Raw genomic sequence first — 24656 nt, 5'->3', positions numbered from 1 at the left:
AAACGCGCCTCGCGACGCGCCGAAGCACTATACCCGCAACTTACGCGTTGATTATTTTGGGATATTTGCCGGAAGGCAGTGTTATGGAACGGGCTCAAAAATAAAAACACCCCGAAGCGTCAGCTTCGGGGTGTTCGGTCCAGCCATGCGACGATGCGCGATTAGCCGAGGAAGCGTCGCGCGTTCTGGAACACGCGCAGCCACGGGCTGCCGTCGGTGGTCCAGTCGTCGGGCGTCCAGCTCATCTGCACGTTGCGATGCACGCGTTCCATGTGCGGCATCAGCACGGTGAAGCGGCCATCGGGCGTCGTCACGGACGTAATGCCCTGCGGCGATCCGTTCGGATTGAACGGATACTGCTCCGTCGCATTGCCGCGATGATCGACGTATCGCATCGCGACGAGCGCCTGCGCCGGATCGCCTTGCTGCGAAAAGTCAGCGAAACCTTCGCCGTGCGCGACCGCCACCGGAATGCGCGAGCCTTCCATGCCCGCGAAGAAGATCGACGGCGAATTCTGCACTTCGACGAGCGAGAAACGCGCCTCGAACTGCTCCGACTTGTTGCGCGTGAACTTCGGCCAGCTTTCCGCGCCCGGGATGATCGACGCGAGGCTCGACATCATCTGGCAGCCGTTGCAGATGCCGAGCGCGAAGGTATCCGGACGCGCGAAGAACGCCGCGAACATGTCGGCGAGCTTCGCGTTGAAGCGGATCGTCTTCGCCCAGCCCTCGCCCGCGCCGAGCACGTCGCCGTACGAGAAGCCGCCGCACGCGACCGCGCCCGCGAAATCGGCGAGCGTGGCGCGCCCTTCGAGCAGGTCGCTCATGTGGACGTCGTGTGCATCGAAGCCGGCGCGATCGAACGCGTATGCCGTTTCCAGATGCGAGTTCACGCCCTGTTCACGCAGGATCGCGACACGCGGACGCTTGCCCGTCGCGATGAACGGCGCAGCGACGTCTTCCGCCGGATCGAAGGTCAGCACCGGCGCGATGCCAGGATCGGCGGCGTCGAGCAGCGCGTCGTATTCGGCGTCGGCGCAGGCCGGGTTGTCGCGCAGACGCGCGATGCGCCAGCTCACTTCGCTCCACGCGCGATGCAACTCGACGCGCGGCGCATCGAAAATCTTCTTCGCGTCGCGATAGATTTCGACCGCGCCGCTCCGGTTCGGCTTGCCGATCACATGCGAGCACGCCGACAAACCGTGTTCGCGCAGCGCGCCGAGCACCGCGTCGCGATCTGATGCGCGCACCTGCACGACCGCGCCGAGCTCTTCCGAGAACAGCGCGCGGATCGTGCGGTCGTCGCGGCGGCCGCTCGTCTGCTTGGCCCAGTCTTTCGCGTCGCCGTAATCGGATTCGTGATCGGCGTCGAGCGTCAGCATGTCGATGTTCAGCGACACGCCCACATGCCCCGCGAACGCCATTTCGCAGACCGTCGCCCACAGGCCGCCGTCCGAGCGGTCGTGATAGGCAAGCAGCTTGCCATCGGCATTCAAAGCCTGGATCGCCGCGAAGAAGCGCTTGAGGTCTTCGGGATCGTCGACATCGGGCACTGCGTCGCCGACCTGCTGCGTGACCTGCGCGAGAATGCTGCCGCCCATGCGGTTGCGGCCACGCCCGAGATCGATCGAGATCAGCACCGTGTCGGTATCGTCGACGAGTTGCGGCGTGAGATGCCGGCGCACGTCCTCGACCGGCGCGAACGCCGAGATGATGAGCGACACCGGCGACACCACTTCGCGCGCGCCGCCGCGTGCGTCCTGCCACTTGGTGCGCATCGACAGCGAATCCTTGCCGACGGGAATGCTGATGCCGAGCGCCGGGCACAGTTCCATGCCGATCGCCTTCACGGTGTCGTAAAGCGCGGCGTCTTCGCCGGCGCTGCCGCACGCGGCCATCCAGTTCGCGGAGAGCTTCAGCTTGTTGAGCGATTCGATCGGCGCGGACGCGATGTTCGTCACCGCCTCGCCCACTGCCATGCGGCCGGACGCGGGCGCGTCGATGACGGCGAGCGGCGTGCGCTCGGCCATCGTCATCGCTTCGCCGCGAAAGCCCGCGTAATCCATCGTCGTGATCGCGCAATCGGCGACGGGCACCTGCCACGGACCGACGAACTGGTCGCGCGCGGTCGTGCCGCCGACCGAACGGTCGCCGATCGTGATGAGGAACGACTTGCTCGCGACCGTCGGATGCTTGAGCACGTCGACAGCGACTTCGGACAGCGACAGACCCGTCACGTCGACGGGCGTGAATTGCGCATTCTCACGCTTCACATCGCGATGCATCTTGGGCGGCTTGCCGAGCAGCACGTCCATCGGCATGTCGACGGGTTCCTGGCCTTCGTTGGCGTCGTCGATCAGCTTCAGCTGACGTTCGTCCGTCGCCACGCCGACGACCGCCACCGGGCAGCGTTCGCGCTCGCAAATCGCCTGGAACGCGGGCAGATCGGCGGGCGAAATCGCCAGCACGTAACGCTCTTGCGCCTCGTTCGACCAGATTTCGCGCGGCGACAGACCGCTTTCCTCGAGCTGAACCTTGCGCAACTCGAAGCGCGCGCCCTTGCCCGCGCCATCGACGAGCTCCGGGAACGCGTTCGAGATGCCGCCCGCGCCGACGTCGTGGATCGACAGGATCGGATTGCCCCCGCCCAACTGCCAGCACGTATTGATGACTTCCTGCGCGCGCCGCTGGATTTCCGGATTGCCGCGCTGGACCGAGTCGAAATCGAGTTCGGCGGTGTTCGCGCCCGTCGCCATCGACGATGCCGCGCCACCGCCCATGCCGATACGCATGCCCGGCCCGCCGATCTGGATCAAGAGCGTGCCGGCCGGCAGGTCGAGCTTGTGCGTGTGCTGATCCGAAATATTGCCGATGCCGCCCGCGATCATGATCGGCTTGTGATAGCCGCGCACGCGGCCCGCGACGTTCTGCTCGTAGGTGCGGAAATAGCCGCCGAGGTTCGGGCGGCCGAATTCGTTGTTGAACGCGGCAGCGCCGATCGGGCCGTCGATCATGATCTGCAGCGGCGACGCGATGCGGTCCGGGCGGCCATACGGCGCGTGCTCGTCGGACGGATTGCGTTGCGTGAGCGGCACGGCGGCGTCGCGGTCGTTTTCCCACTTTTCGCGCGCGTCGGGCAGATCGAGGTTCGACACGGTGAAGCCCGCGAGACCGGCCTTCGGACGCGCGCCGCGGCCCGTCGCGCCTTCATCGCGGATTTCGCCGCCCGAGCCCGTCGCCGCGCCCGCGAACGGGGAAATCGCGGTCGGGTGATTGTGCGTTTCGACCTTCATCAGCGTGTGGGTCAATTCCACGTTGCGCCGATACTGCTCGTCGGCGCCGCGCGGGAACCAGCGTTCCGCGACGCCGCCCTCCATGATCGCCGAATTGTCCGAATACGCGACGATCGTGCCCGCGTGATTCAGCTTTTCCGTGTTGCGGATCATCTGGAACAGCGACATGTCCTGCTTTTCGCCGTCGATGGTCCATTCGCCATTGAAGATCTTGTGGCGGCAATGCTCGCTGTTGGCCTGCGCGAACATCATCAGTTCGACGTCGGTCGGATTGCGCTTCAGGCTCTCGAACGCGTTCACGAGATAGTCGATCTCGTCTTCCGCGAGCGCGAGGCCGAGCTCGGCGTTCGCGGCCTCGAGCGCACGGCGGCCCGTGCCGATGATGTCGACGGTCTGCAAAGGCTTCGCGGGCAGCTCGTCGAAGAGATGCAGCGCCTGGTCGCGCGATGCCGCGACGCTTTCCGTCATGCGGTCGTGCAGCGCATCCGCGACGGCCGCGCGCGCTTCGTCCGACAGCGCCTTCTTGCCGCCGAGGAAGCCGCTTTTCATGACGACCGAGAATTCGACGCCGCGCTCGATGCGACGCACTTTCTCGAGGCCGCAGTGATGCGCGATGTCGGTCGCCTTGCTCGCCCACGGCGAGACCGTGCCGAAGCGCGGCACGACCATGAACGTCTCGACATGACCGCGCTCTTTCGAGTCCGCGAACGGCGCGCCGTAGTGCATCAGCGCGGCGATGCGGCTGTTGTCATCGTCGGTGAGCGGCTCGGACGCGTTGACGAAATGCAGGAACTGGCCGCGCACGCCGACGATGTTCGCGTCGATGCGGGCGAGCGTTTCGAGAAGGCGGGTCTGACGGAAATCGGAGAGGGCCGAAGCGCCGGGGAAACACGAGAAGTGGGCCATTGTGACGGTGCGTCGATGACGTCTGTGTGCCGCTCGCGCGACGCTCGATCGCTTTTTGCAAACCGGATATTCGCAAATTCGGACTCGAGCACGCTAAACGGCGTGAGGCGAAAGGAAGACCGCGATTATAACCCGGAAGCGTCTCGAAATCGGCCGGGGCGGTCCGTCCGCGTGGCGCGCCACGGTGCAGCGGCGACGCGAAACGGATCGTCGCGCATCCCGAAATTGTCCGCGCCGGGCCGGCCATCGGGGATCGAGCGTGCCGCGGGCCACATGAGCGCCCGGCTCGCCGTCCCCCGCAAACGATTTTGGCGCTATCATGGCGCGCTTTCTCCGGGTACGGCGCGTGCCGAATCACGCCGCCAGCCTGTCGTTTCACCGTCAACGCAGCAGCCGGGCGTCCTGCCCGAGCGTCACGCCGCACTGCAATCTCGCGCCTTCGGGCACAAAAAGTCATGGATGTCATCGTCATCGGCGGAGGAATCGCCGGCATCGCCACCGCCTGTCAATTACATGCGGCCGGTCATCGCGTGTGCGTGGTCGAGCGCCACGCGACCGTCGCGCAAGGCGCCACCTACGGCCAGGGCGGCGCGCTGCTGCCCTCGCCGCTCGATGTCTGGTTCGGGCCGACGTTCATGGCGTCGAGCCGCTCGAAGCAAAGCGGCATGGTGGTCAAGACCGGCTTCGACTCGGCCGCGCGCGATTTTCTGAAGCAGCTCGCGACGCTGCGCGATCCCGAGGCGTTCGCGGCGCAGTACGCACATCTGCAGCCGATCGTCGATGTGTCGCGGCGCGTGCTCGCGGACATCGAAAGCCGGCTGGAACTCGATTTCGAGCAGCGCCGCGGCGTGCTGCACGTCTTCAGACAGCCGCGCGAGCTCGAAGACGCGCAGCCGGCCATCGATCTGCTCAGAAGTCGCGGCGTTGCGCATCAACTGCTGACGCCCGAGGAATGCGTCGCCATCGAGCCTTCCGTGCCGGATTTCCCGGAATTCGCGGGCGGCGTGCTGCTGCCCGACGAGCGCACCGCGAACTGCCCGCTCTTCACCAAGCAACTGAAGCAGGTGCTCGAAGACGGCGGCGTGCAGTTCCGCATGCATCGCGCGGTGGCGTCGCTGCGTCTGGACGATGGCCGCGCGGCCGTCCAGCTCGCCGGTCCGCACGAAGGCAAAAAGCGCAGCGCCGATGTCGAGCTCATCACGGCGGACGCCATCGTCGTCGCGGCGGGCACGGGCACGCCGGGGCTCATCGGCGGCTCCAAGTCGGCGTCGTCGCTCTTTCCGCTGCGCGTGCATACGCTCACCGCGCCCGTCGCGTACGAGGAGCGCGCGCCGCATCTGACGGTCGTCGATTCGATCAAGCGCATCACGATGACGCGCATCAACCAGCGGCTGCGCGTGGGCGGCGCGGGCGTGTTCCAGAGCGCGTCCAAGGCCGACAAGCCGCTCGACGCCTCGCTCTCGCGCCGCGCGCTCGATCTGCTCGGCCAAGGCACGCACGACTGGATTCCGGGCGCGGCGCGCGTCTCCGCTGCGCGCGCGTGGGAAGGGCTGCGCCTCGTGACCGCCGACGGCCTGCCGCTCGTCGGCGCGACGCGCCATCCGCGGCTTTTCGTGAACGCCGCGCACGGCCCGGCGGGCTGGGGCCTCGCGTGCGGGTCTGCTAAAGTGATCGCGGATCTCGTTTCCGGCGTTACGCCCGATGTTCCCGCCGATACCCTTGCCGCGCTGAGCCCCGAACGCTTCTAGCAGCGCGCTGCGACGGGCACGAATGCTGCGGACGCCGGGTTTCCAAAGCGCTTTCCCGCCCGCCGCCATGACCGCTGCCCGCTCGCCCTATTTCACTCCCAAAGACGATCCGCTCACGCTTCTGACGCTCGCCGAGCTGCGCACGCTCGAAGCGCGCGCAGCCGCCGCGCTGCCGCCGCATACGCTGATGGCGCGCGCGGGCGCGGCCGCCGCGCAATGCGTCATCGATGCGCTGGAGCACGATCCGGATTCGCGTGCGTTGCCGGTGTGGCTCGCGGCCGGCCCCGGCAACAACGGCGGCGACGCGCTCGTGATGGCCGAGCGCCTGCATCGCGCGGGCATTCCGGTGCGCGTGTGCATGCCGGTCGAAGTGAAGCCCGACGACGCGCGCTGGGCGCTCGACGCGGCGCGCGCGGCCGGCGTCTCGATCGACGACAAGCCGCCCGCCTCGTTCGACGGCTTCGGCTGGCTCGTCGACGGCATGTTCGGCATCGGTCTCACGCGGCCGCTCGAAGGCGTGTTCGCGGAAATCGCCGCGCGCATGACGCGGCGCGCGCGCGCGTCGGGGCGCGTGCTCGCGCTCGACGTCCCGAGCGGCCTGAACAGCGACACCGGCGCGCCCGTGAACGGCGGCGAAGCCGTGCGCGCAACGGACACGATCACCTTCATCGGCGCGAAGCCGGGGCATTTCACGTCGCTGGGCCGCGATCTGACGGGACGCCTTTTCGTTTCGACGCTGGAAGTCGATGCGAGCGCGGCGCCGTCGATCGTGCTCAACGCGCCCGCGCTATTCGGCGCATGCATGCCGCCACGCGACAACGCGACCAACAAAGGCACGTTCGGCTCGCTCGCGGTGGTCGGCGGCGATACCGGCATGTGCGGCGCGCCGGTTCTCGCCGCGCGCATGGCGCTCTACGGCGGCGCGGGCAAGGTGCACGTCGCGTTTCTTGGCGAAGGCTTTCCGCCTTACGATCCGCCGCATCCCGAGCTGATGCTGCATCACGTCGATGACCTCGCGCTCGACAGGATGGACGCGCTCGCCATCGGCTGCGGCATGGGCCCGAGCGAGCGCGCCAAAACGGTGCTGACCGACGCGCTGGAGCTCGATGTCCCGAAATTGCTCGATGCCGACGCGCTCAATCTCATCGCGAAAGACGACGCGCTCGCCTCCGCCGTCGCGGCGCGCGGCGCGCAGGGCGATCCGTGCATCCTCACGCCGCATCCGCTGGAAGCCGCGCGTCTATTGCAAACCGACGCGAAAGCCGTTCAGGCCGATCGCATCGCGGCCGCGCGCCAGCTCGCCGCGCGCTATGCGGCCATTGCGGTGCTCAAGGGCTCCGGCACCGTGATCGCCTCGCCCGATGGCCGCGTCGCCGTCAATCCGACCGGCAACGCGGGACTCGCCACGGGCGGTACCGGCGACGTGCTCGGCGGATTGATCGGAGCATTGCTCGCGCAGAAGCTTCCTGCATACGAAGCGGCGCTCGCGGGCGTCTGGCTGCACGGCCTCGCCGCGCAGACGCTCAGCGACGGCGGCATCGGCCCGGCCGGATTGACTGCCGGAGAACTCGCGCCCGTCGTGCGAAGTCTCATCAACCGCCGCTTTTACGCGGAGCACGCGCGCAACTGACGGTTTTCGCGCGTCCCATTGCAAGGCCGCCGTGACGCTTTGCAAGCATCCGTTCATGCATCGTCGCTATACTCTTTTTTGATTCGGGCAACCGCGGCCGCTCACATCTGCTTCAGTCGCGTTCACCAGACACGACGCACAGGCAGGCGAGCCGCAATCGCACGAACGTATTCCTCTGTCACCTTCAGACTAACGGACCGCTCATGACCCAAAACTCGATGCTCAACTCGCTTCCTGCCTGGTCGGCGCTCCAGACGCATTACGATGCCATCTCCGGCGAGCGCCTGCGCGACTGGTTCGCGCCGCAGAACGACACCACGCCGACGCGCGCCGAGCGCCTCACTTTCGCGGGCGGCGGCCTCGCCATCGACTTTTCGAAGAACCGCGTGAAGGACGAAACGCTCAAGCTGCTCGTCGAAGTCGCGCGGCAGGCCAAAGTCACCGAACGCCGCGACGCGATGTTCCGTGGCGATATCGTCAACATCACCGAACATCGCGCCGTGCTGCATACCGCGCTGCGCGCGCAGTCGCCGGATGCGCCCTTCCACGAACAGGTGCAGAAGGAAAAGGCCAAGATGGCCGCCTTCGCCGACAAGGTTCGCGACGGCTCGTGGACGGGCTATACCGGCAAGCGCATTCGCCATGTTGTGAATATCGGCATCGGCGGATCGGATCTCGGGCCGAAGATGGTCGTGCACGCGCTGCATCATCTGGCGTCGAAGGATCTGGACACGCATTTCGTATCGAATGTCGACGGCGCGGATCTCTGGAACGTCCTTCAGCAAGTCGACGCCGAAGAAACGCTCGCGATCGTCGTCTCAAAGACCTTCACGACGCTCGAAACGATGACGAACGCGCATTCGATGCGCGACTGGTTCCTGAAGTCCGGCTGCCCCGAAGATCAGCTCGCGAAGCATTTCGTCGGCGTGTCGGCGAATCCGGCTGAAGTGGTCAAGTTCGGCATCGCGAAGGAAAACGTCTTCGAGATGTGGGACTGGGTCGGCGGACGCTACTCGCTGTGGTCGGCGGTGGGGCTGTCGATCATGCTGTCGGTGGGTCCGCAGAATTTCGACGCGCTGCTGCAAGGCGCGGCCGCGATGGACGAGCACTTCCGCACCGCGCCGCTCGACAAGAACCTGCCGGTGCTGATGGGCATGATCGGCATCTGGTATCGCAATTTCTTCGGTTCGCAGAGCGATCTCGTCGCGCCGTATTCGCAGGCGCTGCACTATCTGCCTTCGTATCTCCAGCAGCTCGAAATGGAGAGCAACGGCAAGTCGGCGCGTCTCGACGGCAAGATGGTCGATTACCCGACCGCCGCCGTGATCTGGGGCGAGCCTGGCACGAACGGCCAGCACGCGTTCTTCCAGATGCTGCATCAAGGGCCGACGATCATTCCGATCGACTTCATCGCCGTGCTGACGCCGGAGCATCCGCTCGTCGATCATCACGCGAAGCTGCTCGCCAACTGCTTCGCGCAGAGCGAGGCGCTCATGCTCGGCCGCACGCTCGAAGAAGCGAAGAAGGTCGCGGGTCCGGGCAAGGAGGAACTGGCGACGCATCTGAGCTTCCCCGGCAACCGTCCGACGACGACCATCATGCTCGACGCGCTCACGCCCCAGTCGCTCGGCGCGCTCATCGCGCTCTACGAGCACAAGGTGCTGGTGCAGGGCACGGTGTGGGACATCAACTCGTTCGATCAGTGGGGCGTCGAGCTCGGCAAGATTCTCGGCAAGGTCGTCGAGGCCGATATCACCGCCGCGAGCGCCGATCCGGCCAAGCACGATTCGTCGACATCTGCGTTGATCGCGCGTGCGCGCGAGGCTTTGAAGCGCTGAAGCGTGCGTTGAAGAAGGTGGCCCGCGGCGCTTCGGCGTCGCGGGTTTTTTTATACGCCGATGCCGTTGACGAGCCGCCCCGCTTCGATCGTCACCGTCGCGTCGCAGCGCTCGGCGAGTTCGGCGTCGTGCGTGACGAGCACGAGCGTCGCGCCGTTGCGGCGGTTCATCTCGAACATCAGGTCGATGATCGCGTAGCCCGTGGCGGCATCGAGGCTGCCCGTGGGTTCGTCGGCGAAGAGCACGGCCGGATGCGTGACGAAGGCACGCGCGAGCGCGACGCGCTGCTGTTCGCCGCCGGAAAGCAGCTTCGGATAGTGGCCCGTGCGCTGCGCGAGACCGACCTGATCGAGAAGCGAGCGGGCGCGCGCCGCGATCTCGCCGTGAGGCATCTCGGCGCGCAGTTCGAGCGGCAGCATCACGTTTTCGAGCGCGGTCAGGTGCGGCATCAACTGGAACGACTGAAACACGAAGCCGACCGCGCCGCTTCTGAGCGCGGCCCGTTCGTCTTCGTTCAGGGTCGACAACTCCTTGCCGAGCAGACGAACCGAGCCCTCGCTCGCGCTGTCCAATCCGGCGAGCAGGCCGAGCAATGTCGACTTGCCCGAGCCCGATGCACCGACGATCGCGACGCTGCTGCCCTTCGCGATCGACAGATCGATCTGATCGAGAATCGTGAGCTCGCCCGTTGCGTCCTTCACTCGCTTGCTTAACCCCCGAACTTCGATGACCGGCTCGATATTGTTTTGCATGGACACTCTGAAAATTAACTTGCGCGGCCTCGTGCCGGCGATCCTGTTGATGGCGGCATGTTCGGCGACAGCGCATGCCGCCGATGCGCAAGCCGCAGCGCAACCGAAGCCCGCGATCGTCGTGCTGGGCGACAGCCTGTCGGCCGAATACGGCCTGCCGCGCGACACCGGCTGGGTCAACCTCTTGCGCGACAAGCTTGCGAAGGAGCGTTTCGATTATAGCGTCGCCAATTCGAGCATCAGCGGGGACACCACGAGCGGCGGGCGCGCACGATTGACCGCGGTGCTTTCTCGCCTGAAGCCCGCGGTCGTGATCGTCGAACTCGGCGCGAACGATGCGCTGCGCGGCGTGCCGCTCGCGACGACGGAGACGAATCTGCGCAGCATCGTCGATGCCTCGCAGGCGGCGCATGCGAAGGTTTTACTCATCGGCATGTACGTCCCGCCCAATTACGGCCCGGACTATACGCAAAAGTTCCACGCCGTCTATGAGCGCATCGCGAAGGACAAGAACGTGCCGCTCGTGCCGTTCCTGCTTGCCGGCATCGCTGACAAGCCCGCCATGTTCCAGGCGGACCAGATTCATCCGACGGTGCAGGCCCAGCCTTTGCTGTTGGAAAACGTCTGGCCAACCTTGAAACCCTTGCTGGGCGCCAGTGCGTCGCATTAGGACGACGCTGGCCGCGACAGCTCTTGCAGAACCAACGCGGAACACGGCCACGATTCAGATATCTGAGACTTTCGCGTAACTCTTATAACCCGCTCGTCTCGTGAGCGACTCTACAAGGAGGTCACGTGAAACTTATCCCTCTCCTCGGCCTGGCCGTCGCGCTCTCGGCTTGTGCCGCACAGCCGCCCGCCAACGTGCAACAAGTCGGCATGAGCAAGCAGGCGCCCAATGTCGTCGCGCAGTGCATCGCGCAAAAGTGGGCCGAAAAGTCACAGCAGCAGGTCGTGTCGCAGAACACGCTCGCCAACAATCAGGGCGTCGACGTCTATGTGCCCGGCCAGCAGCCGCCGAATGGCGCCGCCGCGGTGGTGCAGCCAGCGCGCTCGGGCTCCGGTACGTGGGTCGGTTTCCGCGCCTCGGGCGCTGCCGGCAGTCAGGCAACCGGCGATATTCAGGCTTGCCTGTAAGCATCCTGCTGCCGTCTCGTAGCGGCGTAGCAAAGCAAAAAAGCCCCGCTTTCTTTCGGAAGCGGGGCTTTTCGATGATGTCAGCGCCGATCAGTTCGACGACGGTGCCGGGGCCTGGCTCAGCTTGACCTTCGAGCGAGCCTTCAGCGAGTTGAGGTACGCCTCCATGTCGGCCTGCGCGTAGACCTGCGCGACTTGCTGCTGTGCGCCGGCGAGACGATCGGCGGCGACCGGCGCGGCCTTCTCGATGCCGTTCACACGATAAATCGCGTAGCCTTCCGCACCGAGATCGACGCCGACATACGACGGCAGCTTCGATCCATCCGCCTTGAAGATCGCGCTCAACGCGACGGGCGGCAAGCCTTGCGTATCATTGCGCGAGACGGTGATAGGCGACGTGAAGCCGTCGGTCGACTTCGACTTCTGCAGATCCGCGAGCTTCGCCTCGCCTTCCTTCTTCGCCATCGCCGCAGCCATTTCCGCGACGACCTTCTTGCGCACGTCGTCCTTCACGACGTCGAACGCGGGAACGGTCGAGGCCTTGTAGTCGGTGACGCGCGCGGCGATCAGCGTGTTGTTGCCGACGTCGATTGCCTGCGTGTTGTTGCGGTCCTTCACGGCATCCGGCGCGAACACGGCCGCGAGGAACTTCGGATTGTTGAGCGGATTGTCTTGCGGCAATTGCGGATTCGGCTTCGGACCGACCGTTGCGCTCTGCACAGTCAGCTTGTACTTGTCCGCGGCCGGCTGCAGCGACTTGGCCTTCTCGTAGACGAGATCGGTGAAGCCTTGCGCGTCGTCGGCGAAACCCTTCGTGCCCTGTTGAGCCGCGTAATCCTTCGCGATCGAGTCCTTCACTTCGTCGAACGGCTTCGTGACGGAAGGCTTCACGTCGGTCGCCTGAATGATGTGATAGCCAAAATCCGACTCGACGATATTGCTGACTTCGCCCTTCTTCAGGCCGAATGCGGCGTCGTCGAAAGCCTTGCCGCCCGCGATCTGACCGCGCGCGAAGTAGCCGAGATCGCCGCCCTTGCCTGCAGAGCCGGGATCGTCGGAGTTCTTCTGCGCGATTTGCGCGAACTGATCCGGATGCGCCTTGACTTGCGCGAGCAGGTCTTCGGCCTTCTGCTTGGCCTTCGCCTTGTCGGCCGCGCTCGCGTCCTTCGGTGCGTTCACGAGAATGTGGCTCGCGCGCACTTGCGCTTCGGTGCGATAGCGCTGGATGTTGTCGTCGTAGTACTTCTTGAGATCGGCGTCGCTCGGCTTCGATGCGGCCGCGATCGTCGACGGCGACAGCAGCAGATACTGGATCGTGGCGGTTTCGGGCGTCGCGAAATCGTTGCGATGCGCTTCGTAGTAGGCGGTGAGTTGCGCGTCGGTCGGCTGGACCTTCGCGGTGTAATCGGCCGCGCGCAGCGACAGACCCTGCACCGAGCGCTTCTGTTCCGCGAGTTCGGTCAGGCTTTGCGCGAGCGACTTCGACGTGAACGCCGTGCCTTGAATGCTGCCCGGAATCTGTCCGGTCGCGATCGTGTAGCGCATGCGCTCGTCGTACTGCGCGGGCGTCATGCCCTGCATCGCGAGCAGTTGCTTGTAGCGATCGAGGTCGATGCTGCCGTCGGGCTTCTTGAGCGACGAGATCACCGGATCGTTCAGCAGCGCCCGGCGCACGGCGTCGTCGGAGGCGGTCAGATGCAGACGCTGCGTTTCGTCGGCCATCGCGCGTTGCTGCACGAGACTATCGACCATCGCGGCGCGCGCTTCGGGCGTGTCGAACATCTTGGCGTCGAATTGGGAACCGAGCATCGAGCGGGCGCGGTCCACCTGCTGGCGGAAAGCGCTGTCGAATTCGGCGCGCGTGATCTTGTGGCCATTCACGCTGGCGACGTAGGAACTTTCGTCGAAATAGTTGCTGAAGCCCTGAATCCCGACCATGCCCAGACCGGGCACGATGATCAGGATCAGCAGAGCCATCATCAGGCGCTGGTGATTACGGAAGAAGTCGAGCATGCGTAGCGCTGCGTGGTTATAACAAAACGCTCGATATTACAACAGTGGACGAGGAAAAGGCGAAAGGCGGGCGGGATTTGCACCGCCCGATGTGAAATTCTCGCGTCCCCTTTTCGTAACGGGCGATGTTTCAGTTGAAAGTTTGCGTCCAGCAAGCATTCAATGATGCGAAGCAATGATTAGCATTCTTAACGAGCACGCGCCAAAACAAAAATCCCGCAAGCCGTGAAGCTTACGGGATTTCTTGTCGAATCTGGCGGAGCGGACGGGACTCGAACCCGCGACCCCCGGCGTGACAGGCCGGTATTCTAACCGACTGAACTACCGCTCCGGGTAGCGCGCAATGAACTGTGACCTGGTGGGTGCTGAGAGGCTCGAACTCCCGACCTACGCCTTGTAAGGGCGCCGCTCTACCAACTGAGCTAAGCACCCGGTCCGCAATTCACTCGGTTTGCGCTGCTGCTGGATTCAGACTTCGTTTTACGAAGGTCCGTATCCAGCGAGTCCGCTAGTTTAGCGCATCCTTCAGCGCTTTGCCAGGGCGAAATTTCGGCACTTTCGCGGCCTTGATCTTGATCTCATCGCCCGTGCGCGGATTGCGCCCCGTGCGCGCGGTGCGCTTGCCGACGGCAAACGTGCCGAAGCCGACGAGCGTCACGGTGCCGCCCTTCTTCAGCGTCGCGCTCACGCCGCCGATGACCGCATCGAGCGCGCGGCCGGCGGCGGCCTTGGAGATATCGGCTTGCTGCGCGATATGGTCGATCAATTCCGTCTTGTTCATTGTGATCCCCGAATCAGTATTGGCACGTTTTAATCGATGTGGTCCGGCATCGAAGCGGATGGCATCTCGATAAGATTGGATGCGGCGCTCATTTAACTTAGCCGAAAGACACGTGTCAACCGGGGTTGAGCCTTATTCGGCGCGGCCTTCGGGCGTTTTAGAAGTTCTCTTCGAAAAGCCGCGCGCAAAAAAGAAAACCCGCGGGTGGTTGCCCGCGGGTTTTTAGCCTCGCTCACGCAACACGGCGTTAAAACCGTGCCGCGACAAGCGTTCAGTGCTTCACGACTTCGCCCGTTGCTGGCGTGTCCTTCTGCTGTTCGGCTGCGACGGGCGTTGCCTTCGCTTCGTCTTCGGGCAACGACTCCGGCGCACGTTCGAGCGCCAGTTCCAGCACCCGATCGATCCAGCGAACCGGCACGATCTCGATGGCGTTCTTCACGTTGTCGGGGATGTCGGCCAGATCCTTCGTGTTTTCTTCAGGAATCAGCACGAGCTTGATGCCGCCGCGATGCGCTGCCAGCAGCTTCTCCTTCAATCCGCCGATCGGCAGCACTTCGCCGCGCAGCGTGATTTCGCCCGTCATCGCGACATCCGCGCGAACCGGAATGCCGGTCAGCACCGACACCAGCGCCGTGGTCATCGCGATACCGGCGGACGGACCGTCCTTCGGCGTCGCGCCTTCCGGCACGTGGATGTGGATGTCCTTCTTCTCGAACGACTCATCCGTGATGCCAAGCCGGCGCGAACGTGAACGCACGACCGAGCGCGCCGCTTCGACGGATTCCTTCATCACGTCGCCGAGCGAACCCGTGCGGATCACGCCGCCCTTGCCGGGCATCACCGCTGCTTCGATCGTCAGCAGATCGCCGCCCACTTCCGTCCACGCAAGACCCGTCACCTGACCGATCTGGTTTTCCTTCGCGGCCAGACCGAAGTCGTACTTGCGCACGCCGAGGAAGGTGTCGAGGTTGGAGCCGTCGACCTTCACGGCGCCTTCCGCCTTCTTGAGCAGCAGCATCTTCACGACCTTGCGGCAGATCTTCGATACTTCACGCTCGAGCGAACGCACGCCCGCTTCACGCGTGTAGTAGCGAATGATGTCGCGGATCGCTTGTTCCGTGACGTCGATCTCGCCGTCCTTCAGGCCGTTGTTGCGCTTCTGCTTCGGCAACAGGTAACGCGTCGCGATGCTGACCTTCTCGTCTTCCGTGTAACCCGACAGGCGGATGACTTCCATCCGGTCGAGCAGCGGCGGCGGAATGTTCAGCGAGTTCGACGTCGCCACGAACATCACGTCGGACAGGTCGAAGTCCACTTCGATGTAGTGGTCCGCGAACGTATGGTTCTGTTCCGGATCGAGCACTTCGAGCAGCGCGGATGCCGGATCGCCGCGGAAATCCATGCCCATCTTGTCGACTTCGTCGAGCAGGAAAAGCGGATTGCGCACGCCGACCTTCGTGAGGCTCTGCAAAATCTTGCCGGGCATCGAACCGATATACGTGCGACGGTGGCCGCGAATTTCGGATTCGTCATGCACGCCGCCGAGCGCCATACGCACGAACTTGCGGTTCGTCGCGCGAGCGATGGACTGCCCGAGCGAGGTCTTGCCGACGCCCGGAGGCCCGACCAGGCACAGAATCGGTGCCTTCACCTTCTCGACGCGTTGTTGCACCGCGAGGTACTCGAGAATGCGTTCCTTGACCTTTTCGAGACCGAAATGGTCTTCGTCGAGCACGCGCTCGGCATTCGAAAGGTCGTTGTTGACCTTGCTCTTCTTGCGCCATGGCAAGCCGATCAGCGTGTCGATGTAGTTGCGCACGACAGTCGCTTCCGCGGACATCGGCGACATCAGCTTGAGCTTTTTCAGCTCGGCGTCGGCCTTCTTCTTGGCTTCCTTCGGCATGCGCGCGGCGGCGATGCGCTTCTCGAGCTCTTCGAGATCCGCGCCCTCTTCACCTTCGCCCAGTTCCTTCTGGATCGCCTTGACCTGCTCGTTCAGGTAGTACTCGCGCTGGCTCTTTTCCATCTGACGCTTCACGCGGCCACGGATGCGCTTCTCGACCTGAAGAATGTCGATTTCGGCTTCGAGCTGGGCGAGCAGATGCTCCAGACGCTCGATCACAGGGAACATCTCGAGGATGTGCTGCTTTTGATCCAGCTTGAGCGGCAGATGCGCGGCGATAGTGTCGGCAAGACGACCCGCCTCGTCGATGCCCGACAGCGACGTCAGGATCTCCGGCGGAATCTTCTTGTTGAGCTTCACGTACTGATCGAACTGCGACACGATCGCGCGGCGCAGCGCTTCGGTTTCGGCGCTGTCGGCGTGATCCGGCTCGAGCGGCATCACATCGCAGGAAAATTGCGTTTCCTGCTCTTCGATCGACAGCGTTTTCGCGCGCTGCAGGCCTTCGACGAGCACTTTCACCGTGCCGTCGGGCAGTTTCAGCATTTGCAGGATGTTGGCGACACACCCTACTTCGTACATGTCCTTTTCGGTCGGCTCGTCCTTCGCCGCCGTTTTCTGGGCGACGAGCATGATGTGCTTGCCGCCTTCCATCGCGGCTTCGAGTGCCTTGATCGACTTGGGCCGCCCGACGAAGAGCGGAATCACCATATGCGGGAAAACGACTACGTCGCGCAGCGGGAGCAGCGGCAGCGTAATGCGTTCCTGCGGGAGGAGTTGGGTTCCTGACATTTCATTTCCCCATTAGTGGAATCAGTTCAGTCGTAAATAAGGCCGGTCAGAGCTATTGCAAGCCTTTATCGGAAGGGAAAAGTCGTTAGTCAAAGATCGCGTCAGTAACGTCCACAAGATAAACCGACAAAAATAAAAGGCCGTTCACGTCGCCATGAACGGCCTTTCGCCGACACACAGCCTGCTTCAGTTCGATCCTGCTACTTTCGGTGCGTCTTCGTAGATGAGCAGCGGCTTGCCGTCTCCGTCGATCGTGTTGTCGTCGACGATCACCTTCGAAACGCCCTTCATGGTCGGCAGTTCGTACATTACGTCGAGCAACGCCTGTTCCAGAATCGAACGCAGCCCGCGCGCGCCGGTCTTGCGGCGAATGGCCTTCTGCGCGATGGCCTGAAGCGCCGCCGGACGGATTTCCAGTTCGACGCGCTCCATTGCGAAGAGCTTGTGATACTGCTTCACGAGCGCGTTCTTCGGCTCGATCAGGATCTTCACCAGCGCGGCTTCATCGAGCTTGCCGAGCGTCGCCACGACGGGCAGACGGCCGATCAGCTCCGGAATCAGGCCGAACTTGATCAGGTCTTCCGGCTCGACTTCGCGCAGCACTTCGCCCGCGTCGCGATCCTGCTTGCTCTTCACGCTCGCGCCGAAACCGATGCCGGTCTTCTCGGTGCGATCCGTGATGACCTTTTCCAGTCCGTCGAACGCGCCGCCGCAGACGAACAGGATGTTGGTCGTATCGACCTGGATGAAATCCTGATTCGGGTGCTTGCGTCCGCCTTGCGGCGGCACCGACGCCATCGTGCCTTCGATCAGCTTCAGCAACGCCTGCTGCACGCCCTCGCCCGACACGTCGCGCGTAATGGACGGGTTGTCCGACTTGCGGCTGATCTTGTCGATCTCGTCGATGTACACGATTCCGCGCTGCGCCTTGTCGACTTCGTAATTGCAATTCTGCAGCAGCTTCTGAATGATGTTCTCGACGTCCTCGCCGACATAGCCGGCTTCGGTCAGCGTCGTTGCATCGGCGATCACGAACGGCACATTCAGCATGCGCGCCAATGTCTGCGCGAGCAGCGTCTTGCCCGAGCCGGTCGGCCCGATCAAGAGAATGTTGCTCTTCGACAGCTCGATGTCGTCCTTCTTGTCGAGATGCTTGAGCCGCTTGTAATGGTTGTACACGGCCACCGCGAGAATTTTCTTCGCGCGTTCCTGGCCGATCACGTACTGATTGAGGATATCGCTGATTTCCTGCGGGCTCGGCAGGTCGGACTTGGTCAGCCCGGCCTCCTCCGCCGCACCGGCTGCCTCGTCGCGAATGATCTCGTTGCACAGGTCGATGCATTCATCGCAGATGAACACCGACGGCCCAGCGATGAGCTTCTTCACCTCATGCTGGCTCTTGCCGCAGAACGAGCAATACAGCAGCTTTTCGCTACTGGAACCTTTTTTGTCCGCCATAAATGTGTAAGCCTCCGGACACTCTTGTTACATGATACGCGCTTCGATTCCGCGACGCAGATTCGCACCCGCGAGGACCGCCGGAGCGCGTTTTGGCGTGGCGCCCAATGCGCGACTTCGCACGCTTTGCCGGCTTCGTCTCCGAGCGCCGGCGCGGCGCCGCTCCGGACGCCTCAGGGACGCTTGTGAAGCACCTGGTCGACGAGGCCGTAAGCCTGCGCGTCGTCGCCCGACATGAAGTTGTCGCGATCCGTGTCGCGCGCGATGCGCTCGACCGGCTGACCCGTGTGATGCGACAGCAACTGATTCAAACGTTCCTTCAGATACAGGATTTCCCGTGCCTGGATCTCGATGTCCGACGCCTGGCCGCGTGCGCCGCCGAGCGGCTGGTGGATCATCACGCGCGCGTTCGGCAGCGCGACGCGCTTGCCCTTCGCGCCGGCCGCCAGCAGGAATGCGCCCATGCTTGCGGCGAGGCCCATGCACAGCGTCGAAACGTCCGGCTTCACGAACTGCATGGTGTCGTAAATCGCCATGCCGGCCGAGACCGAGCCGCCAGGACTGTTGATGTACAGGCTGATGTCCTTGTCCGGGTTCTCGCTTTCGAGGAACAACAACTGTGCGACGACGAGATTCGCCGACTGGTCGTTCACTTCACCGACGAGAAACACCACGCGCTCCTTGAGGAGACGCGAGTAAATGTCATAGGCACGCTCGCCGCGGCCGCTCGTTTCCACGACCATCGGAACGAGGCCGAGCGCCTGGGCTTCGAAATCCCGCGGTGCGTGGGACGCCAACGTGTCGAGCAATTCAGCGCGAAAGGTCATGCAATTTCCTTGTTCGGAATAAGGGTACTGAACGACAAAGGAACATCCACTAGAACGGCATGCAAACGCCCAACTTTAATGCAAAAAAGGCGTGCGAGCCGTCAGTCCGACGACTCCGCACGCCCCTTGCCTAACGCGTCAGGCTTGCGCCGTTGCGCTGGCCAGTTCCTCGAAGCTGACTTCCTTGTCGGTCACCTTGGCCTTGCCCAGGACGAAATCGACGACGTTGCTTTCGACGACGTACGCTTCCATCTCGGCGAGGCGCTGCTGGTTCGAATAATACCAGCGGACGACTTCCTTCGGGTCTTCGTAGCTCTTGGCGAATTCGTCCACTTCAGCGCGGATCTGCTCGGGCTTCGCCTGCAGTTCGTTGGCCTTCACGAGTTCGGCCAGCACGAGGCCCAGCTTCACGCGACGCTCGGCCTGCTCGGCGAACATTTCGGCCGGGATCGGCGCGTCGGCTGCATTCGGCACGCCGCGTTGTTGCAGGTCCTGGCGAGCCATTTCGACGAGGCGCTGCTGATCCTGTTCGATCAGCGCCTTCGGCACGTCGAGTTCGGAGATCTTCAGGAGCGCGTCCATGACCTGATTCTTCACGATCTGCTGCGTGCGGCGCTTCGCTTCACGCTCCAGATTGTCCTTGATCTCGGCGCGCATCTTCGTGAGGTCGCCGTCTTCGATGCGGAGCGACTTCGCAAAATCGGCGTTGATTTCCGGCAGATGCGGCCATTCGATCTTCTTCACGGTGATCGTGAATTGCGCCGTCTTGCCCGCCACGTCCTTGCCATGGTAGTCATCCGGGAACTTGAGGTCGAACGTGCGCTCTTCGCCGACCTTCAGGCCCGTCGCGGCTTGCTCGAACTCGGGCAGCATGCGGCCTTCGCCCAGCACGAATGCGAAGTCCTGTGCGCTACCGCCTTCGAACGCGACTTCGTCGATCTTGCCGACGAAATCCAGCGTTACGCGGTCGCCTTCCTTGGCTGCCGTGTCCGCGCCGCCGTCGCCGTGCTCGCCGGCTTCGCCGCGGGCGTGGAAATGCACGCGCTGCTTGCGCAGGATGTCCAGCGTGCGATCGACTTCGGCTTCGGAGATGGTCGTGACCGTGCGTTCGATTTCAGCGGTCGCCACGTCGCCGAGGCGCACTTCGGGATAGACCTCGAAGGTCGCGTCGAAGGCGTAGGCGTCCGTTGCGGCTTCCGACTTCGGCGCGAAGCTCGGCTGGCCCGCGACACGCAGGTTCTCGGCGCGCGTGACATCGAAGAATTCCTTGCCGACCTTGTCGCTCAGCACTTCGGCTTCGACCTGGCCGCCATACTGTTGCGTCACCATCTTGAGCGGCACCTTGCCCGGGCGGAAACCCGGCATGCGCACATTCTTGGCCAACTGGCGGATGCGCGAATCCACTTCCTTCTGCACCGTGTCCTTCGGCAGGGAAATCGTCACGCGGCGTTCGAGCTTGCCGAGGTTCTCAACTACGTTAGCCATGGCTGAAATCGTCCTAGAGTAAATCGTAAATTCGGTGTTCGGTTCTTCCGCGGTTCTAAAGGCGCGGGTCCGGATGCGGCCTCTGCCTGAGCCGGCCGAAATCGACGCCTGGCGCCGGAAGACGCCCAGAATAAGCGTCTCGCGGGAGTGCCGGAACGTCGCCCGACACGGTGTCAGTCAACAGAGCCAAGCATTTTAGCAAACTATTCCGCGCGGTCCGCCCGACGATCCTGCAAACACTGCGTTTCGGTCCGATTTGACTCGAAAAGTGCCAGTTTTCGACGCTCATTTCGGCGTAAATCCGCGTTTTGCTGACCGGCTCTCCCGCGCAGAATTCCCGCTATCGGCACGCCGCTATTTTGCGTCGCGCGCCGCGCTGATAAGCTTGCCGGCGCATGATTCGAGCGGCGAAGCGCTCCGGCGCGCAATCCATTGCCGCAAGGCATGAAGCGCATGCGACATTCGCATAGATGGAGCCTCGCCGCGGCTTTTCAATCCTTGCTTCCACATCAGAACATTCGAGACACCATGCCTAACGCCACGTCCGCTGCTCCCGTAGTTGTCATCGCTCCCGATTCGTTCAAGGGCTCGCTCTCCGCGGAAGGCGTCGCGAACGCCGTCGCGGAAGGCATCAGGCGCGCGCGGCCGGACGCCGATATCCGTATCCGTCCGATGGCCGACGGCGGCGAAGGCACGCTCGACGCGATGCTCTCGGCAGGCGGCGAGCGGCGCATGCTCAACGTGCGGGGCGCGGCCGCCGCACGCCGCGACGCCGCCACGGGCCTGCTCGACGACGGCAGCGCGATTATCGAGACGGCGGAAGTCGTGGGCATCACGGATGCGGACGGCATGGCCGTGCCCGTCACCGAGCGCAGCACGCTCGGCATGGGCGAGGCGATCCGCGCGCTGCTGGATTCCGGCGCGCGCAGATTCTATGTGGCGCTCGGCGGCAGCAGCACCAACGACGGCGGCGCGGGCCTGCTCGTCGGCCTCGGGCTGAAACTCTTCGACGCAGACGGCAAGGAGCTCCATCCGGTGCCATCGGCGCTCGGGGGAGTCGCGCGCATCGACGCTTCCGGGCTCGATCCGCGCGTGAAGGACGCGGAGTTCGTCGGCATGTCCGATGTCGACAATCCGCTCACCGGCGATCACGGCGCGACGGCGGTCTTCGGGCCGCAGAAAGGCGTGACGCCGGAGCAAGTGCCCACCATCGACGCCGCCCTCGCCCATTTCGCCGATCTGCTCGAACCCGCGATGGGCGTCGCGAAACGCAGCGAACCCGGCGCGGGCGCGGCGGGCGGGCTCGGGTTCGCGCTGCACATGCTCGGCGCGCGTTTCGAGACCGGCGCGGAGGTGGTGGCGCGCGAAATCGGGCTCGACGCCGCGCTCGAAGGCGCGAACTGGCTCATCACGGGCGAAGGCCGTTCAGACGTGCAGACGCTGCATGGCAAGGCGCCGTTCATCGCCTGCAAGCACGCGCGCGATCACGGCGTGCCGGCGTCGTTGCTGTCGGGCGCCGTCGATTCGGCCGCGCTGCCGCGGCTCTCCGAATTTTTCAGCGGCTGCTTCTCGCCGGCGCCCGGCCCGATCACGCTCGAAACGGCGATCCGCGATGCGGCGCGGCTGCTCGCCAACGAAGCCGAGCAGCTCACGCGCCTCAGATTCGGTTCCAAATAAGTCCGAACGAGGCGCGCGGGTTCGTCAGGCAGCCGCGCGCTTGGCCCCGAACGCAAGCCGGTCGAAGCACCAGACGGCGAGCATGGTCGCGCCCATCAAAGGGAAAATCACGCCGAGCAACGTCAGGCTGCCGCGCCAGGCGCGCATCGGCGGGCGCTTCGTGGGCCGCGCAGGCGCGCCGAGTTCGCGCGCGGGCCGGCGTTTCATCCACATGATGAAGCCCGTCACGGACAACGCCGCGAGCCCGAGCGATATCGCCGAGCAGACGATCTGGTTCAGAAGCCCGAAGTAGCGCCCCATATGCAGCGACGTGCCGTACGAGATCACTTTCGCCACGCCGCCGTAGCTTGCGTAATCGATGTCGGACAGCACGCGGCCGCTGTATTGATCGATGTGCAGCGTGCGTTCGGCGCGCGGATCGGCGGGGAAATACGAGACCGTGTAGACGCCCGTCGGCTTGGACGGAAGCGCGATGCCGTAGTCATCCGCAACACCGTTTTTCGCGGCGAGCGCGACCACGTCGTCGATCGACACGCGCGCAGCCGAAGCCGACGCATTCGCGCCTTCCGGCACCGTTGTCGCGCCGACGGCCCACGGCGTCTGATGCAGCGGCAGATCGTCCATCTTCATCTGCATGCCGTGCATCGCGTGTTTGTTGTTCGAGGTCGCTGGGGCCGCCGAATGCACATGCGCCTCGCCCCACGCGCCCTTCGGATATCCGAGCAATGCGGTCGTCGCAAGCGCCTTGAATTGCTTGCCCCACGAGCCCGACCACGGCAATCCCGAGAGAACGAAAAAGAGCGCGCCGACCGCGAGCCACACGCCGCCGACCGCATGCAGATCGCGCCACCACGCGCGCCCTTGCAGCGATAGCCGGGGCAGCCACACGCCGCCCTGTCTCGCGTTCGACCGGCTGGGCCACCACAGCGCGATACCCGTGCCGATCATCACGAGCGTCCAGCATCCGGCGAGTTCCATCAGCAGCTCGCCGGTCTTGCCGAGCATCAGGCCGCGATGCAGGTTGCGCACTTGCTTCATCAATCGATGTTCGACGGAAAGCGTGCCGAGCACGGTGCCGTCGTACGGGTTCACGTAGACGCTTTCGCTTTCGCCCGATGGCAGGCGAAAGACGAATTCGGCGCTGCGCGTGCGATCGGTTTCGATTTGCGCGAGCGTCGGTACGGCGCCGCGCGGTTCGCTCGCGGCAGCCTTGGCGAGCAGGATATCGCGGGACAGTTGCGGGGCGTGCGTGTCCGCGACGATCATCCGGTCGCGATACAGCAGCGGCTCGATCTGCGGCTGAAAACAGTAGATCGTGCCGGTGATCGCGAGCACGATGAGGAGCGGCATCACGAAGAGTGCCGCATAGAAATGCCAGCGCCACAGCGTGCGGCGATGCGCGATGACTTCCGCGCTCGGCGTCGCTGGCGCCGCGTTCAGGTCGGGTGCAAGCATGGCGAATCTCGTTGAGTATTTTTGCGATGAGCGCGCATCTGAAGTACCGTCAGTGCCGTGACGATATTCCCGACGAGCGGTCGTACGTCCATCGCGCTCATGTGCGCGACGAGCATCGATGCGGTCAGACGAAGGAAGGCTTCAGGAGAGGACGGGCGGCGCGCGCGGGCTCGCGGCGTTGAAGGATTTCGAGGTGACGTCTTCGACGTTCGCGAAGGCAGGCACGCGCGTGACGCGTTCGATCAGCGCGACGTCATGCACGACGCCCGTGACGATCGGCAGATTCTGCGCGAGCAGTCCGCAGTAGGAGCAGGCGTCGACATGACTCCCGGCGTCGTGCTGGCCGGCGTGCGAGTCCGTTGCAGTCGCATCGACCGTGCAAAGCACCGCTTGCGGATTGGCGGCCTGGCGCGCGGCCAGCGTCTGACTGATGACCGGCGCGACGATGGCAAGCCACATGGCGGCGATGCCGAGCCATGCGACGAAGCGATTGCGCGCGTTGCGGTTCATGAGCGGGAATGTCGATGCCGAAGCGGAAGTGTGACGAGATTGTAGGCAGCCGATCTGCGAGCCGCAATCTTCGGGCGCGTATGGCCGGAATCGACGGCCATGCCGACGATTCTCGCGCCTCGCTTAAGCTCAGGACCGTCGACGCATTTTCGCAGACATCGCCAGATGAATGCGTTAGAATCTCGGGCTTGGCACAGTGGACCGGTGCCGGACACGGCGGCATCGCCGGGCGCGGGTCATCATCCGCAAGAGCCCAGAGCGCCTGCCGTGCTGCGAGGATGGCGAAATTGGTAGACGCACCAGGTTTAGGTCCTGACGCCCGCAAGGGTGTGCGGGTTCGAGTCCCGCTCCTCGCACCACACGAAAACCCCTTTCATCGGCAAAGGGGTTTTTTGTTTTTGCGGCCGGCTGATGCTGCCGCCGCTGCGCAGCGAAGCCGCGCCTCGCCGGA

The 24656-nt window shown here is 64.2% G+C and carries 16 protein-coding genes and 3 tRNA genes; 7 read left to right on the top strand and 12 right to left on the bottom strand.

Annotated elements, in window-relative coordinates; all coding sequences use genetic code 11:
* Positions 1-161 precede the first annotated feature (161 nt).
* On the bottom strand, positions 162-4199 hold the full coding sequence (purL, locus tag NCS67_RS06155; RefSeq protein WP_250434683.1) for a phosphoribosylformylglycinamidine synthase: 4038 nt from the start codon (positions 4197-4199) through the stop codon (positions 162-164).
* 455 nt (positions 4200-4654) lie between these two features.
* Between purL and NCS67_RS06150 the strand changes: the two genes are divergently transcribed.
* From NCS67_RS06150 to pgi, 3 genes are all read left to right on the top strand, one after another.
* Complete coding sequence (locus tag NCS67_RS06150) at positions 4655-5947, top strand: FAD-dependent oxidoreductase (RefSeq protein ID WP_250434681.1); 1293 nt, start codon at positions 4655-4657, stop codon at positions 5945-5947.
* A gap of 67 nt (positions 5948-6014) precedes the next feature.
* On the top strand, positions 6015-7577 hold the full coding sequence (locus NCS67_RS06145) for an NAD(P)H-hydrate dehydratase (protein WP_250434679.1): 1563 nt from the start codon (positions 6015-6017) through the stop codon (positions 7575-7577).
* Between the two features lie 203 nt (positions 7578-7780).
* Complete coding sequence (gene pgi, locus NCS67_RS06140) at positions 7781-9415, top strand: glucose-6-phosphate isomerase (protein WP_250434677.1); 1635 nt, start codon at positions 7781-7783, stop codon at positions 9413-9415.
* Positions 9416-9465: 50 nt separating this feature from the next.
* Here the strand turns inward: pgi and NCS67_RS06135 are convergent, their stop codons facing one another.
* Positions 9466-10167, bottom strand: coding sequence for an ABC transporter ATP-binding protein (locus NCS67_RS06135; RefSeq protein ID WP_244808072.1), 702 nt, complete (start codon positions 10165-10167; stop codon positions 9466-9468).
* Between NCS67_RS06135 and NCS67_RS06130 the strand changes: the two genes are divergently transcribed.
* Positions 10166-10837: an arylesterase gene (locus tag NCS67_RS06130; protein ID WP_284504052.1), complete on the top strand. Its 672-nt coding sequence runs from the start codon at positions 10166-10168 to the stop codon at positions 10835-10837. The genes NCS67_RS06135 and NCS67_RS06130 overlap by 2 nt on opposite strands.
* A gap of 125 nt (positions 10838-10962) precedes the next feature.
* A complete protein-coding gene (locus NCS67_RS06125; RefSeq protein ID WP_008349728.1) occupies positions 10963-11304 on the top strand; it encodes a hypothetical protein in 342 nt (113 codons plus the stop codon).
* A gap of 90 nt (positions 11305-11394) precedes the next feature.
* Here NCS67_RS06125 and NCS67_RS06120 read toward each other — a convergent pair whose 3' ends face one another.
* The 8 genes from NCS67_RS06120 to tig form a co-directional block, all read right to left on the bottom strand.
* Positions 11395-13317: a SurA N-terminal domain-containing protein gene (locus NCS67_RS06120; RefSeq protein ID WP_250434675.1), complete on the bottom strand. Its 1923-nt coding sequence runs from the start codon at positions 13315-13317 to the stop codon at positions 11395-11397.
* Between the two features lie 254 nt (positions 13318-13571).
* Positions 13572-13648: transfer RNA gene (locus tag NCS67_RS06115), tRNA-Asp, on the bottom strand.
* A 25-nt stretch (positions 13649-13673) separates the two neighbouring features.
* A tRNA-Val gene (locus NCS67_RS06110) sits at positions 13674-13749 on the bottom strand.
* Between the two features lie 76 nt (positions 13750-13825).
* Positions 13826-14158 carry an HU family DNA-binding protein gene (locus tag NCS67_RS06105; protein WP_279613068.1) on the bottom strand — a complete coding sequence of 111 codons (333 nt, stop codon included), beginning with the start codon at positions 14156-14158 and terminating at the stop codon, positions 13826-13828.
* Between the two features lie 211 nt (positions 14159-14369).
* Positions 14370-16793 carry an endopeptidase La gene (gene lon, locus NCS67_RS06100; RefSeq protein WP_008349749.1) on the bottom strand — a complete coding sequence of 808 codons (2424 nt, stop codon included), beginning with the start codon at positions 16791-16793 and terminating at the stop codon, positions 14370-14372.
* A gap of 186 nt (positions 16794-16979) precedes the next feature.
* Positions 16980-18251: an ATP-dependent Clp protease ATP-binding subunit ClpX gene (gene clpX / locus NCS67_RS06095; protein ID WP_008349753.1), complete on the bottom strand. Its 1272-nt coding sequence runs from the start codon at positions 18249-18251 to the stop codon at positions 16980-16982.
* A gap of 173 nt (positions 18252-18424) precedes the next feature.
* Positions 18425-19078, bottom strand: coding sequence for an ATP-dependent Clp endopeptidase proteolytic subunit ClpP (gene clpP / locus NCS67_RS06090; RefSeq protein WP_008349755.1), 654 nt, complete (start codon positions 19076-19078; stop codon positions 18425-18427).
* A 138-nt stretch (positions 19079-19216) separates the two neighbouring features.
* Complete coding sequence (tig, locus tag NCS67_RS06085) at positions 19217-20563, bottom strand: trigger factor (protein ID WP_250434673.1); 1347 nt, start codon at positions 20561-20563, stop codon at positions 19217-19219.
* A 528-nt stretch (positions 20564-21091) separates the two neighbouring features.
* Here tig and NCS67_RS06080 point away from each other — a divergent pair.
* Positions 21092-22240: a glycerate kinase family protein gene (locus NCS67_RS06080; protein WP_250434670.1), complete on the top strand. Its 1149-nt coding sequence runs from the start codon at positions 21092-21094 to the stop codon at positions 22238-22240.
* A gap of 24 nt (positions 22241-22264) precedes the next feature.
* On the opposite strand, the gene NCS67_RS06075 is transcribed toward NCS67_RS06080, so the two are convergent.
* Together NCS67_RS06075 and NCS67_RS06070 are read right to left on the bottom strand one after the other, a co-directional pair.
* On the bottom strand, positions 22265-23695 hold the full coding sequence (locus tag NCS67_RS06075) for a PepSY-associated TM helix domain-containing protein (RefSeq protein WP_250434667.1): 1431 nt from the start codon (positions 23693-23695) through the stop codon (positions 22265-22267).
* Positions 23696-23836: 141 nt separating this feature from the next.
* Entirely contained in the window at positions 23837-24205 is a 369-nt protein-coding gene (locus NCS67_RS06070) for a DUF2946 domain-containing protein (protein WP_008349763.1), read from the bottom strand.
* Between the two features lie 272 nt (positions 24206-24477).
* Between NCS67_RS06070 and NCS67_RS06065 the strand changes: the two genes are divergently transcribed.
* Positions 24478-24564, top strand: a tRNA-Leu gene (locus NCS67_RS06065).
* The last annotated feature ends 92 nt before the right edge of the window (positions 24565-24656 follow it).

The organism is Caballeronia sp. ATUFL_F2_KS9A (assembly GCF_023630765.1).
GTDB classification, from domain to species: Bacteria; Pseudomonadota; Gammaproteobacteria; order Burkholderiales; family Burkholderiaceae; genus Caballeronia; species Caballeronia zhejiangensis.
The sequence above is the reverse complement of the archived record's forward strand: the minus strand, read 5'-3'. Positions and strand labels throughout refer to the sequence as shown.